This is a genomic window from Vibrio genomosp. F6, from assembly GCF_005146325.1.
GTDB lineage: Bacteria > Pseudomonadota > Gammaproteobacteria > Enterobacterales > Vibrionaceae > Vibrio > Vibrio cortegadensis.
Genome location: NZ_SYUT01000024.1, coordinates 116,633 through 129,958 on the forward strand (window position 1 = coordinate 116,633; position 13,326 = coordinate 129,958).

The following is a 13,326-nucleotide window of genomic DNA, read 5'->3' on the forward strand; positions in this document are numbered from 1 at the left end:
GCTCTCCTAGCAGGCTGTCGCGTGAGCATGTTCGTGAATATTAGGGAAAGAACTCCATAGTTTTTGGGTGTAGGAGTGCTGCGGATTGTTACGAATTTGATAGGCTTGGTTGACTTCAACGATTTGGCCGTGACGCATGATGGCAATGCGATCGCATAGTTGACTCATTAATGCCAAATCGTGGGTAATGAAGAGTATCGAGAAGCCAAACTCCTCTCTGAGTTGGTGTATCTGCTGCAAAATCTCACGCTGTACTACCACATCTAGAGCCGTTGTCGGCTCGTCCATGATGATCAGTTTAGGGTTAAGTGCGAGGGCAATGGCAATGACTAAACGTTGACGCATTCCCCCACTGAATTGGTGAGGGTATTCGGTGAGCCGGTGGCGCGGAATGTTGACCAAGTCGAGTAACTTTTCTGCGCGATCTTTCGCTTGTTTATTGTCCATTCCTTTATGATGGCGCAGCACGTCGGCAAATTGTTCTTCAATGGTTAACACGGGATTGAGTGAATTCATCGCACTCTGGAACACCATAGCAATTTCGCTCCAACGCAAGGTATTCAATTGGTTGTCGGATAAGCTCAACAGATCCTGTCCGCCAAAGAATATTTGGCCACCAGATATGAACGCGGGCGGCTTATGCAGACGGTTAATAGCAAACGCGATGGTACTTTTGCCACAGCCAGACTCTCCGGCTAGCCCAAAAATCTCACCCTGGCCAATGCTAAAGCTGACGGATTTGACCGCGTTGAAATCACCATCATCGGTGATGTAGTCGACGCATAAATTCTTCACTTCGAGAAGTGGTGTATCTGAATTTCCCACAGACATGATAAATACTCAGTTATGATATTGATAACCATTATCATTAACATGTGTTGAATTTAGTGAAAGCGGTGAGCACAAAAATAATGAAGTGGCTCGAAATTTATCTTGAGTTGTTACACGAATTTTCAGCGGAAAAGAAGAATGGTGAGAGGGAAAATGAGAGATGGATCAAACCACATTTCTTATGGGGAATCTTTTAAATGTAATTGCAGAAAATGCTTTTGGCAAAGTTTAAATGAGGCATTTATTAATTAGGTTTGTGAAGCGTCGGAATCATCACATTTCAGTACAGATTGTCTTAACAACGAAAACCACATTTGCTACAGATTACCTGTCCGCTACATGGTGCTTTCGGAGGAAAACATGTCGATTAATTCAATTAACCATGACGAAATGACAAATATTGCAAATACGTGGGATATCACGGAAGAAGAAGTTAACCATAAACCTGAACGCCAACTAAAATCAGCTGAAGCTCGTAGACGTATCGAAGCGATGAGAGAGATTCGTGAAAGTGGTTTAAGTATGGATGAGGCGAGAGAACTAGGATTACTTCATTAATCAAAAATAGAGATACCGCGTTGCAATAAACGAGAATTCAAAAGGTGGCCGAGTCCACCTTTTTTGTTGCCTGAAGTTAAATATTATCAGCCCGATGCTGTGCGGTGGTGCAATGATATTAAGATTCATTCTGCTGATTTGCTGCTCAATTGTGTGTGATTCGAATAAAAAGAAGTGAAAAAGGTGCGGTTTTCTTGCTGTTAATCGTATTTTCTACTCTGAAATCTTATTTGCTCTATGTTATATTTCCAGCCCAAATGTATTACTGAATGGGCTGCCTATGTCGATTAACCTGTCATTGCTTCCTCCCGATGAGAAAAATAAAATCGAGCTGGATAAACAGGCATCGTTTTTAGTTTGGAAATTAAAGCAAGCTAAAGCGGGTCCTGAAGCAATTACCGAGCAAGCCAACAAAATTGTCGATGAACAAGAAAAAGTATGGTTTGCGCAGTCTGTTGACAAATACAAGCGAGTAATGGGCGTCGCATAAGCGAAACGCTTTTCTTCTGCATTAGTGGGCATTAATGGTCTCACTTTTTGCTAGAATCTGCCCTGTTAAATTGAATCAGAGAGAAGATCCCGATGGGAAGAAGTTTTGAAGTGCGCAAAGCCTCAATGGCAAAAACTGCAGGCGCAAAAATTAAAGTTTATTCCAAATACGGTAAAGAAATTTACATGTGCGCGAAAAATGGTGGTTCAGATCCAGATATGAACCTGTCGCTGAAGCACCTTATTGCTAAAGCGAAGAAAGACCAAGTACCTGCGCACGTTATCGATAAAGCGATCGATAAAGCAAACGGCGGCGGTGGTGAAGATTACGTGCCAGCTCGTTACGAAGGTTTTGGCCCTGGTGGCACAAGCGTAATCGTTGACTGTCTAACGGACAACGGTAACCGTACATTCCAAGATGTTCGCCAATGTTTTGTTAAAACAGGTGCGAAAATCGGCGTAGAAGGTTCTGTTTCTCACATGTTCGCTCACCAAGCTGTATTCCAGTTTAAAGGCGAAGATGATGAAGTCATTCTTGAAACACTAATGATGGAAGACGTAGACGTAACAGATGTTGAGCTAGAAGACGGTGTGATCACTGTATTCGCTCCAACCACTGAGTTCTTCAAAACGAAGACGGCGCTAACGGCTGCATTCCCAGAGCTGACTCTAGATGTTGAGGAAATTACTTTCGTTCCTCAAACTACAGCGCCAGTGGCTGAAGAAGATTCTGAGAAGTTCCAAAAATTCTTAGACATGCTAGACGAATGTGATGATGTTCAGCAGGTTTACCACAACGCTGAGCTGTAATTGATGGTCGATTAGCTTTTCCATGATTGGGTGAAGCTGAGAATAAATAGAAGCCGAGCGAAATGCTCGGCTTTTTTATACCTTGTTTTTACCATTTTACTTGCCATTGACCGTGGGAGTACAAAGTGTGTATCAAGCTACGCGCCATTCACGCTTAGTACATTCCGTTTATCCTCATTTATTGCCGTTCGTCGCACAGTGCGGCGGCATTCCATTTTTGTCCGTAACCTTTCAATATCAACATTTGAAAGGGACAGCAATTATGACCACTCGCACACATTTATTACCTTCAACATTTTCTCCTGCGTTATATGTTACTCGCCAAATTCTGGCCGCTGTAGCCATTGTCAGTTGCTGTGTGTTGCTAGGCACGAATATGGCAAAAGCGAACCCACCCACAGCCTTGATCAATTCGTATAATCAAGCGGCACAAGGGGATGAAGATAAGGTAGAAGACGTTTATCAACAGTTGACCTCGCTTATAAAACAACAAGGCGCTACGCCACTCACTTTAGTCTACTTAGGCAGTACAGAAACGCTACAAGGGCGAGATGCATTCTTGCCTTGGAATAAAATGAAGTACGTTGAGAAAGGGCTCGCCACGATAAATAAGGGACTTACCTTACTTGATAGCCAACTTACCCCTCTCGTGCAGCAAGAACGCATTCAAGGCATTCCTGAGAGCTATCTGACGCGTGCGCTGGCGGCAGCAACCTACTCCTCTCTTCCCGACATGTTTAACCATTTTGAGCGGGGTTACGATCTCTACTTAGCGCTACTAACAGAACCTCAGTTCGAACAGCAACCTTTTGCGGCAACGGCATGGATTTATCGTTATGCGATTCAAGCATCATTAAGAGCAAATGATAGGGAACAAGCCCAAAAGTGGATGGCGTTGATGGAGTCTAAGGATCCTCAAAATCTAGAAACTGAGACAGCAAGAGCACTCGTCGGTCAAAGTCGTGGTTAAGGGTCATTGGCATATATTGGGAGTTAACTATGATTCAATTTAATCAAATTGCGAAAAAGTATCAGCTAGGCAGTCAATCAGTTGCGGCATTGCAATGCGTTGATGGGCTCATTAATCAAGGTGAGATGGTTGCACTGTGTGGGCCATCCGGATCAGGCAAGAGTACGCTACTGAACATCCTAGGTTTATTGGATATGGAATACCAAGGAGAGCTCTCTCTAAACGGGATCGATTACCCGAAAGAGCCTTTAGCCGCCGCCAAGATCCGCCGTCATAATTTCGGTTTTGTCTTTCAAAAATTCAACTTAATACCCGTAATGACAGCGTTGGAAAATGTCGCTTATCCCTTGCATCTGAATGGTGTGAATAAGCCACAGCAAGATGAACAGGCGAAGTTGATGTTAGAAAAGGTAGGGCTTGGGGAATTCATCCACCATCGTCCAGATAACTTATCTGGAGGGCAGCAGCAGCGAGTGGCGATTGCCCGCGCATTGGTTCATAAACCCGCTTTAGTGATCGCCGATGAACCGACAGCAAGCTTAGATAGCCAAACCGCGAATTTGATCATCGATATTATGAAAATCTTGTGCCATGAAATGGGCACCACATTCATTGTCGCTACTCATGATCCTCGTATGGCGCAACGCTGCGATAGAAGTATTGAATTGCTGGATGGAAGGATTAATCATGGAGAGTCATCACTGATGAGTCACCAATCATTGAACGCTCAGAGCGTCGAGCGTCAGTTAGATCAACATCAAGTGAATGTAATGGAGGGGATGTTATGAGTCAATCAACGGATTCTGAACGGACAAAAACCATTAATGTTGCTCCGAAGAGGATCAAATTACTCCCTACCTCTTTAAGACTTGCCTGGCTCAATTTACGCAGGAATAGTCGTCGTAGCCTTTTATCCGTGTTGATCATCGCGATTGCTGTCTTTGCTCTTACTAGTGCTGGTGGCTTTGGTTTGTATACCTACGAATCTTTGCAAGAATCGACCGCAAGAGACACTGGTCATTTAACCTTGAGTCTACCGGGTTATTTTGAACAAGATGAAGAGATGCCATTGAGTAATGGTTTGGAGAATACGCAAGCCTTAATCAGACATATCATCGGCGATGAAGCGGTACGCGGTGTTCAACCTCGGGTCTATTTTAGTGGCTTAGTCTCGAATGGTACCAAGTCGACCATCTTTATGGGAACCGGCGTGAACGAGCGTGAGTTTGATATGAAAGGGCCGTTTTTGGACATGAGAGCGGGAAGCACGCTCTCTGATGTGAATTCAAGTCGTTATGATGCAGCAGAACCTGAAGTGATGCTTGGTGTCGATTTGGCGCGTAATTTGAAAGTGTCGATTGGGGATTGGGTAACACTGCTCGCGACCACCAGCGATGGGGCGTTGAATGCGTTCGATTTTAAAGTCCGTGGTGTCTACTCCACTGGCGTGCCGGATCTCGATAAGCGCCAGTTGTATGTGCATATTACGAGTGCGCAAGAGCTCTTAGCATCAGAAAAGGTCAGCACTCTGTCTGTGTTCTTATTTGAAACTTCTCAAACAGCAGCCGTACAAGCACGTATAGATGCTCAATTAAATGACTTAAAAGAGAGATCTCAGGAGCAAGGAGACATCGATTTGAGTCAAGATCTTGAGATCACCCCTTGGCAAGATCGCGCTTTTTTCTATAAGAAAGTGAAAGATCTTTATGACCGTATTTTTGGGATCATGGGAGCGGTGATGGCGTTAGTCGTTTTTGTTGCACTGTTCAACACCATGACCATGTCCGTAACTGAAAGAACCCGTGAAATAGGCACACTTTCGGCTCTAGGAAGTTACCCATCAGAAATTGTGCGTGGCTTTTTACGCGAGGCGGGATTACTGGCCTTAATCGGCAGTGTGGTTGGCACAATATCAACGGCCGCAGTGAGTATTATTTTGCTGGTGGTCGATGTTCAAATGCCGCCACCACCGGGAAGAACGGAAGGCTACCCACTGAATATTTACTTCTCCTATGAGCTTGTGCTGATGGCAACCGCAGGGGTGATGGCCATTTGTATTATTGCGGCATTTTTGTCAGCAAGAAAAGGTGTCAATAAACCTATCACGGAGGCGTTAACTTATGTTTAATTTTTCATCTGTACTACTGATGAGTACGCTACTGATTTCTGGACATGCACTGGCAGCGTCAACGCCAGACAAGCAAGCTGTCACGACGATGATCGCGAATGCTGATCAGTATCGAATTCAGCCTGGCGCGTCTAAAGTGATCTCTTTTGTCAGCCTTTATAAACATGACGAGCTTGATAGTACCCGCCAGTACAATGTCTATACGCGACCAAACCGAGAATCTCTGGTGGTATTTAAATCCCCAGTAGAAGCGGGGCAAAAAATGCTGATGAAAGAGGACAATTACTGGCTTCTCATGCCGAAAAGTCGTCGCCCAATTCGGATTACACCCATGCAAAAATTGCTTGGAGAAGCCTCTGTCGGAGATATTTCTACGCTAACGTGGAGTGAAGATTATCAAGGTGAGTGGGTCAATGCAGAGCAAATAGAAACAGGTTCAGGACAAGAAGTGAGCGCACACCAACTCAAACTCACCGCCATCACTAAAGGGGCAAGCTATCAAGTGATTACTCTTTGGTTAAGCGCGGAAAGTGATTTTCCAATCAAGGCTGATCTGTACTTGAGATCGGGAAAAATGGCGAAGCAAGCATGGTTTAAGAAAGGATTACGTGATGGGTTAACCAGCGTGGTCGCGATGACCTTACTCGATAAGATTCAACCGAGTAAAAAAACGGTCATTGAGTACCAAGATATCTCAGTTCAGAGCCTTGATGATAAGTATTACAACCCCGCTTATTTATCTCGTAATAGTGTATCGGATCTATAGCGAATGAAGTGTAAGGAGTAGGGACTTGAATTCATGTTTTTATCTATTAGGGCGAAATTTAACCTGTGCTTTGATGCTGTTCAGTTCAGGGGTGAGTGCTAACGATTCAGAGCTTAACTTTGATTGGGATTGGCAAGTGAGTGCTGAAAGCGTTCAGTCTCGGGATTCCATTTTTTTACAGGGACTTATTGATCACCAAGATACGCTATCGACAGCTGTACAGACAGGTAAGCATCAAAGCCTCAATGCCATGCTAGATGTTGAAGCGACGTACCAGCAATGGTTGGGGTTATTTGCAATCAAGGCAACGGATATTTATGCCCACTCGAATGATTCAAGAATCGAAACCAATGATATTGACGCTGAGTTCGTGGTGCGAGAGCTCTTTTGGCAAGGTGAACTCTCATTAGATTCTATTGGGCTGAGTGAACAGTACGCTGATATCACGCTTGGGAAAATTCGACTCGATTGGGGGGTTGGCTACGGTTATCGGCCACTTGATGTGTTCAAACCTTACCGTCGAAACCCGGTTGGTATTGTCGCTGAAGAGGGCACGGGAGTCGCTTCTGTCTCTTTGTTCGATGCGACAGGTGAATGGACTCTGTTATATACCGATTCATCTTGGTCTTCTCAACCAACCAATGATATTGAGCGTCAATCGCAGCAGCAAGGCGTTGGGGTCCGTCGATACGCGATGTTGGATGAAACCGAGTATCAGTGGCTCGCGTATTATGATGATGTTCGTCACGGCTTGCTGGGGGCTAGTGTTGTATCGGTACTCAGTCTGGCTTGGGAGTTTCACGGTTCGCTGGTTTATCAGAGTGATAGTTTAGGGTACAGCCAACCTGAATCATTGACTCAGTCAGTATATTTGGATCAACAAGGGGAAGCCGTGCAAGCCTTAGTGGGGTTGACTTGGGCAAATGAGGTCGGCAATAGTGTTGTTTTGGAATATTGGTACGATAGTCGAGCATGGAGTCATTCTGATTGGCAAAAGGTAATGAATAAAGCAAACATACTGAATCAGAGTCCTTTAACCGCGCCAATTAGTGCCTCTTATACCCAAGCGTATCAACAGGCGAATTTGGTTCAACACAATGTCATGTTTCACTGGACACTTGATTCTTCGGCGTGGTCACAGTGGGAGTGGAGCCAAGGTTATAACTGGTTGCAAGATGTGACTCCTACATTTGATCTACTTTATTCTCCGCAAGATACGGGTTTTATCGCCACACAATGGTTGAACGTTGGTTTGATGGATACGGGGGAGGCATCGGTTGATTTGGAACTTGCAGCACGCTTCTTAAATGGAAAGTCGAGTTCTGCTTACGCTAACTTGCCAGATAAACATATGATTCTACTTAATCTAAAAGGACGATTTTAATGATCAACGCTAAAGTGGATAGAGAATCAAGTGGCCAAACATGGCTAAGAACGGCACTATTCACAACACTATTTTGTGTCGTGATAGCGTTTGCAACTCAATCGGTATGGGGAGGCTTAATTTATCAGCACTTGATGATCAGTTGTGGCTTTGGCTATAGTGCCATTTTTGCAGCCAAGTTTATTGATGTTGTTTTCCCTGCATTACCTCGTCGCATCGAAGTGATCTGTTCTCTGGGTTTTTCTATGCTTTTTGGTACTTGGAATGCTCAGTACTGGATTCAGGATGTCATCGGCTCAGAAACTGGACTTGCTCAGTTGAGACCCGTTGTATTTTTAGGTTTCATTTTCACCATCGTCTGTTTTTATTATTTTTACACCAAAGAACAGCAGTTGGTTGCTGAGCGCGAACTCGAAGCGATGAAAAGGAAACAGTCAGAACAAGAAAAAGCACTAGTGATCAGCCAGCTAAAGCAGTTACAAAGCCAGATTGAACCGCACTTTTTGTTTAATACATTAGCAACCATTAGTGTCTTAATTGAAACGGACAGCGATAAAGCTAAATTGATGCTGCAAAAACTGACAGAGTTGCTCCGCGCTACGCTCAATAGCACTCGCCACCAGCAGACGACTATCGAGCAAGAAGTGGCATTGGTACAAGCGTATTTAGAGATTCAACAAGTTAGGCTAGGGCAACGTTTAACGTTTTCTATTCAAACAGAAACCGTAGATGTAAGCCGATCCTTACCTCCACTTCTAATCCAGCCTCTAGTGGAAAATGCATTAACTCATGGTATTGAGCCTCTGGCGCAAGGGGGAAATATCGCGCTTGAGATCCGTCAATCTGATGATCAGTTAATCATTACCGTGAGTGATAATGGGGCAGGACTGAACCCAAATCTCAATACTGCAGGAAATGGAGTAGGGTTAGACAATATTCGTCAGCGTATTACGACCTTATTTGGAGAGCAAGCTTCAATGAGTGTGAAGGAACAAAGTTCAGGAGGCGTGAGCGCAATATTAGTACTTCCCTGTGATAAGTTAGATGGTTAGCCCACACTTTTAATTACCCAATCACACCATTCGGTTGCTAAGGAAAAAGCAAACATGCCACAATTTTATACCGCGATTATTGCTGATGATGAAGCTTTGCTTAGGCATCACTTAAATAAGACACTTGCTGAAACGTGGCCTGAACTGAATATTGTTGCCAGTGCTGAAAATGGTAGAGAGGCATGGCGTCAGATAGAGGATCATCAACCTGATGTGGTTTTCCTTGATATTCGTATGCCAGAGCTTGATGGCATTGCGCTTGCCGAAAAACTTCAGAAGATGCCTCAGTCCCCGCTGGTGGTGTTTGTTACCGCTTATGATGAATATGCGGTTAAAGCTTTTGAACAGTGTGCCGTGGATTACCTACTCAAGCCTTTATCAGAATCAAGACTGATCGCCACCTGTGAAAAACTAAAGTCACGTTTGTCGGAGATTCAATCGGCAAAAGAGCCACCAGCCGATAATTCCGATCTCTCCGCTTTGATGACTCAATTACAGCAACTTTCAACCCCGGCAGTGCCTGAATATCTAACGTGGATTAAAGCGAACGCGGGGGATGATTTACATCTGATCTCAATCTCTGATGTGTTGTATTTCAAAGCAGAAGATAAGTACGTTTCTGTGTTCAAGCGAGAAGCGGATCAACAATGCCAAGAATTTATCATTAGGACTTCTTTAAAAGAGCTATTACAACAGCTAGACCCCAACCAATTTTGGCAAATCCACCGCTCAACAGTCGTGAACGTTGCTGCGATTGAGAGAGTGAAAAAAGATTTAGCAGGCAGAATGAATGTGGTTATTGCTGGAAAAAAACTTCCGGTCAGTCGCGCATCTCAAGGGTTATTTAAAGGGATGTGACTGGCGATATTTTCATATCGACATTCAATGTTTGCTCCTCGACAGGTATCAGAAATGAAAGCGCCTCTTCTATATGACTAAAAGAGGCGTCTAAACCATTAAAGCGAAAGAATCGTTACTTATTCAGTGCGCTTGCTATGGCAATATCACGTTGAATGTTCAGTTTTTCACTCTCTGAACCTGCGTTTGATAGCTTCTGTTTCATCTGAGTCAGATATTGGTCTAACTCACCTGATGTAGCGAAAAGCTTATCTTTCACATTAATCGATGAGATGTTTGTGTAGCGGCCATCATCACTGGTTGGAACTGAAATAGTGCCATCATTAATCAATGCTTTTACCACTTCGCGCTGTTGCTCAAAACCTTTTAAACCACTCAGTGACCAGCGTTTCATTGGCTTACCTTGGTACTGGCCGTTTTTAACTTCAGTTAGGTAACGGATCGTTAAATTACGGATCGTGCCTTCGTCTTCACCGTATTCGACTTCAGTGTCAAAGATAACTGGGAATTTTTGGCCTTCTAATACACCACCAGACTTGGTTAGGTGCCCCATGCGATAGCTGTTCATCCCAAGACGAATTGGAGTCGCCTCAGTAATCATATTGCCATCTGAGAATTTAAGATCAGTAATTCGCTTGCCTGCCGGTTGAGTAAGGTCAATGGTGTAAGTCACTCCAGCAAAAAAATCATTGGTCGAGTATTTGGAAGCGCGTCGCTTTGGATTAAAGCTATAAGTAACATCGCCTTCTTTTACGCTATTGAAGTACCCTGCGGACCACTCCATGTAAGTTTTGAGTGCTTTGCCCGTCATTTCGTAAACGGTGATCTCGCCACCAGCATATTGATAGTTGTAAGCGATATCTTTCGCTTTAATTGCACCTACATCTAACTCTGCACGATCATTGTCGATTTGAAGTGCGATGACATTTGCTTTTGGCGCATAGAACATACTGGCTTCTTGGAAGAGAGCACTAACGCCAGTGTCTTGAATATGAACTTGAGGAATGCCTTTGATTTCGTTTTCAGGAACAAGATCAACCCCTGTTAACCGCGCCACAACACGATTTGCATTCTCACGTAAACGCTTGTGATAAGGAGAGTACAGAGATTCCATTTTAGGATCTGATTCAATCCCTTTTATCTTATAGGTGAAGCTGTCTTTATTGACGAGCGTATATTGGCCGCCTTTCTCTTCAAACTGAAGGTCAATTCTTGAAAGCGCACGACCATATTTATCTGGTTCCGTTACGATTACGCCATTCACTACTTCTTTATCAATGCGCGTATGCATGTGTCCAGCCACAATCGCATCGAGTTCCGGATTAGCATTGGCAATATCACGGACGCCTGTTGCTTCAATACTGTTCTCATTGTCTAAACCCATGTGGGCAACGAGAACAATCGCATCGACTTGTTCATCAATCTGTTTGATGACTTTTTTTACTTCCAATGAAGGATTGGTGAACGTCATACCTTCAAGTCGGTTCGTTCCTTCTGCAAACACCTGAGTCATCGGAGTATCCATACCGATAACGCCAATTTTAATCCCTTGTTTTTCGATGATTTTATATGAAGGTAAGAACGGGTTACCATCAGCTCGCTCAATATTTCCTGCAAGTGCTGTACCTTCAAATTGAGAAAGAGATCGGTTGAGAACTTTTAATCCGAAATCGAATTCATGATTACCTAACACCCAGACGTCATAATCCATCTCATTAAAACCAAGCATCATAGGATCGACGGGTTCATCTTTAAATGTCTCCACAAAGTTGCCTTGGATAGTGTCGCCAGCATCAACAAGAATGACGTTATCTTGGTCGTTACGAATCGCTTTCACTTTGGTTGCAATTTGGCTCAAGCTGCCACGCATGTTTTGTTTATCTGCGGCATAGTCCCACGGCATGAAGTGTCCGTGAATATCAGAAGTACCTAAAATGGTGACATCGACCATATCGCCATCGGCTGCAAAAGTTTGGCCTGCAAGGGAAAGGAGAATGGCTGACGCTAAAAAGTGTTTTTTAATCATAGGGATCATTGCTTATTTTATCGGAATTAGAGTTGGCAAATGATACTTCTGATTAAAGATAATTGAGTCGACGGTGGTCTCTTTTTTTATGCAATGAGATGTATTTCATTGCAAGTTTGTGAGAGTTATCGCAAACAAAACAGATATTGAATGCTCGTTTATTAATTAACCTAATTACGATTTAGTGGATAAAATTCACCTGAGAATTACATCGAACTCTAAGTATTTTTTGTCGTTTACGAAATTGTTAATGGATTTTTGTGAATATATCTCATTAACTTTACTTGTTTTAAATCAGTCGTTTGTATTTGTTCTGTGTCAAGGGTTAGACTGTTTTTACAGGTCTTAAATTGCACTAGTAATAAAAAATGGTTTGAGTAGTAATGACTTATTCAGTTACCCTATATATGTTATTAAGAGAAAGGATGCCTCAAAATGAAATACAAACTAAGTGCAATGTTGCTATTAATGTCAGCGGCGAGTGGCGCACAAGCAAGTGAATGTGGAAGTGTAACGATTGCTGATATGAACTGGAGTTCTGCTAGTTTAATTGCCAATGTTGACCAGTTTATTTTAGAACACGGATACGGGTGTGATGCTGAATTGATCCCTGGTGATACGATGCCAACAGGCACATCAATGATCGAAAAAGGTCAACCTGATGTTGCTCCTGAGTTTTGGAGTAACTCAATGAAAGATGCTCTGGATAAGGGCGTCGCAGAGAAGAGACTTAGATTCGCTGGTTCGGCGCTTGTCGATGGTGGTGAAGAGGGCTTTTGGGTCCCAGCTTACTTGGTAGATAAATACCCTGAAATGGCAACCATTGAAGGGGTACGTAAACATGCCAAACTATTTAAGCACCCAGAAGATCCAGATACTTCTGCATTCTATACTTGTCCCGCTGGTTGGAACTGTCAGATTAGCTCTGGAAACTTGTTTGAAGCTCTGAACCTAGAAAAAGCCGGTTTCACGATTGTTGACCCTGGTTCTAGTGCTGGTTTATCTGGTTCCATTGCGAAAGCGTACGGACGTGAAGAGGCGTGGTTTGGTTACTACTGGGCACCAACTGCGGTATTAGGTAAGTACGACATGGTTAAAATTGATTTTGGTAGCGGTGTCGATGTAGATGCTTTTACTAACTGCGTGACGAAAGAAGACTGTGAAACACCAACCGTCACAATGTACCCGCCTTCTCCTGTTCATACCATTACAACCGAAGCATTCGCTTCACGTTCTCCAGAAGCTTACGACTATTTTTCTAAACGTGGCTTTACCAATGCAAAAATGAATGAACTTCTTGCATGGATGGAAGACAACCAAGCCGATGGTGTGGAAGCGATGCAACACTTTTTAACCGAGTCACCTGAAATTTGGCATGCATGGGTACCTGCCGATGTGGCGAAGAAAATTGAAAGTGCGTTATAGCTTACCGGTTTAAAGAATCATTTTAGCAG

Annotated in this window: 12 protein-coding genes and 1 pseudogene; 11 read left to right on the forward strand and 2 right to left on the reverse strand. The window is 43.5% G+C overall.

Features of this window, described 5'->3' with window-relative positions; all coding sequences use genetic code 11:
* Nucleotides 1-6: 6 nt before the first annotated feature.
* On the reverse strand, nt 7-831 hold the full coding sequence (locus tag FCV43_RS09500; RefSeq protein WP_017053872.1) for an ABC transporter ATP-binding protein: 825 nt from the start codon (nt 829-831) through the stop codon (nt 7-9).
* A 360-nt stretch (nt 832-1,191) separates the two neighbouring features.
* Between FCV43_RS09500 and FCV43_RS09505 the strand changes: the two genes are divergently transcribed.
* The 10 genes and pseudogenes from FCV43_RS09505 (at nt 1,192) to FCV43_RS09550 (ending at nt 9,846) form a co-directional block, all read left to right on the forward strand.
* Complete coding sequence (locus FCV43_RS09505) at nt 1,192-1,389, forward strand: PA3496 family putative envelope integrity protein (RefSeq protein ID WP_017053873.1); 198 nt, start codon at nt 1,192-1,194, stop codon at nt 1,387-1,389.
* A 280-nt stretch (nt 1,390-1,669) separates the two neighbouring features.
* Complete coding sequence (locus FCV43_RS09510; protein WP_017053874.1) at nt 1,670-1,879, forward strand: DUF3283 family protein; 210 nt, start codon at nt 1,670-1,672, stop codon at nt 1,877-1,879.
* Between the two features lie 92 nt (nt 1,880-1,971).
* Nucleotides 1,972-2,688, forward strand: a complete 717-nt coding sequence (locus tag FCV43_RS09515) for a YebC/PmpR family DNA-binding transcriptional regulator (protein WP_017053875.1) — start codon at nt 1,972-1,974, stop codon at nt 2,686-2,688.
* Nucleotides 2,689-2,950: 262 nt separating this feature from the next.
* The gene (locus tag FCV43_RS09520; protein ID WP_136995011.1) at nt 2,951-3,658 is read left to right on the forward strand and encodes a hypothetical protein; all 708 of its coding nucleotides are present in this window, start codon (nt 2,951-2,953) and stop codon (nt 3,656-3,658) included.
* A gap of 29 nt (nt 3,659-3,687) precedes the next feature.
* Nucleotides 3,688-4,341 (forward strand): annotated as a pseudogene (locus tag FCV43_RS09525) (ABC transporter ATP-binding protein); the annotation flags it as partial.
* A 101-nt stretch (nt 4,342-4,442) separates the two neighbouring features.
* Entirely contained in the window at nt 4,443-5,786 is a 1,344-nt protein-coding gene (locus tag FCV43_RS09530) for an ABC transporter permease (protein ID WP_136995013.1), read from the forward strand.
* A complete protein-coding gene (locus FCV43_RS09535; RefSeq protein WP_136995014.1) occupies nt 5,779-6,552 on the forward strand; it encodes an outer membrane lipoprotein-sorting protein in 774 nt (257 codons plus the stop codon). Before FCV43_RS09530 ends, FCV43_RS09535 begins: the two co-directional genes overlap by 8 nt.
* Nucleotides 6,553-6,625: 73 nt before the next feature.
* Complete coding sequence (locus FCV43_RS09540; protein ID WP_240697151.1) at nt 6,626-7,936, forward strand: hypothetical protein; 1,311 nt, start codon at nt 6,626-6,628, stop codon at nt 7,934-7,936.
* Nucleotides 7,936-8,988 (forward strand): sensor histidine kinase, encoded by a 1,053-nt coding sequence (locus FCV43_RS09545; RefSeq protein ID WP_136995016.1) that lies wholly within the window; start codon nt 7,936-7,938, stop codon nt 8,986-8,988. Before FCV43_RS09540 ends, FCV43_RS09545 begins: the two co-directional genes overlap by 1 nt.
* Before the next feature lie 54 nt (nt 8,989-9,042).
* Nucleotides 9,043-9,846 carry a LytR/AlgR family response regulator transcription factor gene (locus FCV43_RS09550; RefSeq protein WP_136995017.1) on the forward strand — a complete coding sequence of 268 codons (804 nt, stop codon included), beginning with the start codon at nt 9,043-9,045 and terminating at the stop codon, nt 9,844-9,846.
* Nucleotides 9,847-9,961: 115 nt separating this feature from the next.
* Here FCV43_RS09550 and FCV43_RS09555 read toward each other — a convergent pair whose 3' ends face one another.
* Entirely contained in the window at nt 9,962-11,869 is a 1,908-nt protein-coding gene (locus FCV43_RS09555) for a bifunctional metallophosphatase/5'-nucleotidase (protein ID WP_136995173.1), read from the reverse strand.
* Nucleotides 11,870-12,307: 438 nt separating this feature from the next.
* On the opposite strand from FCV43_RS09555, the gene FCV43_RS09560 reads away from it, so the two are divergent.
* The gene (locus FCV43_RS09560; protein WP_017052364.1) at nt 12,308-13,297 is read left to right on the forward strand and encodes an ABC transporter substrate-binding protein; all 990 of its coding nucleotides are present in this window, start codon (nt 12,308-12,310) and stop codon (nt 13,295-13,297) included.
* Nucleotides 13,298-13,326: the final 29 nt, after the last annotated feature.

Bases quoted from the DNA above. Each gene is read 5' to 3' on its own strand.
- FCV43_RS09500 (WP_017053872.1), bottom strand. From the start codon at position 831: ATGTCTGTGGGAAATTCAGATACACCACTTCTCGAAGTGAAGAATTTA.
- FCV43_RS09505 (WP_017053873.1), top strand. From the start codon at position 1,192: ATGTCGATTAATTCAATTAACCATGACGAAATGACAAATATTGCAAAT.
- FCV43_RS09510 (WP_017053874.1), top strand. From the start codon at position 1,670: ATGTCGATTAACCTGTCATTGCTTCCTCCCGATGAGAAAAATAAAATC.
- FCV43_RS09515 (WP_017053875.1), top strand. From the start codon at position 1,972: ATGGGAAGAAGTTTTGAAGTGCGCAAAGCCTCAATGGCAAAAACTGCA.
- FCV43_RS09520 (WP_136995011.1), top strand. From the start codon at position 2,951: ATGACCACTCGCACACATTTATTACCTTCAACATTTTCTCCTGCGTTA.
- FCV43_RS09530 (WP_136995013.1), top strand. From the start codon at position 4,443: ATGAGTCAATCAACGGATTCTGAACGGACAAAAACCATTAATGTTGCT.
- FCV43_RS09535 (WP_136995014.1), top strand. From the start codon at position 5,779: ATGTTTAATTTTTCATCTGTACTACTGATGAGTACGCTACTGATTTCT.
- FCV43_RS09540 (WP_240697151.1), top strand. From the start codon at position 6,626: ATGCTGTTCAGTTCAGGGGTGAGTGCTAACGATTCAGAGCTTAACTTT.
- FCV43_RS09545 (WP_136995016.1), top strand. From the start codon at position 7,936: ATGATCAACGCTAAAGTGGATAGAGAATCAAGTGGCCAAACATGGCTA.
- FCV43_RS09550 (WP_136995017.1), top strand. From the start codon at position 9,043: ATGCCACAATTTTATACCGCGATTATTGCTGATGATGAAGCTTTGCTT.
- FCV43_RS09560 (WP_017052364.1), top strand. From the start codon at position 12,308: ATGAAATACAAACTAAGTGCAATGTTGCTATTAATGTCAGCGGCGAGT.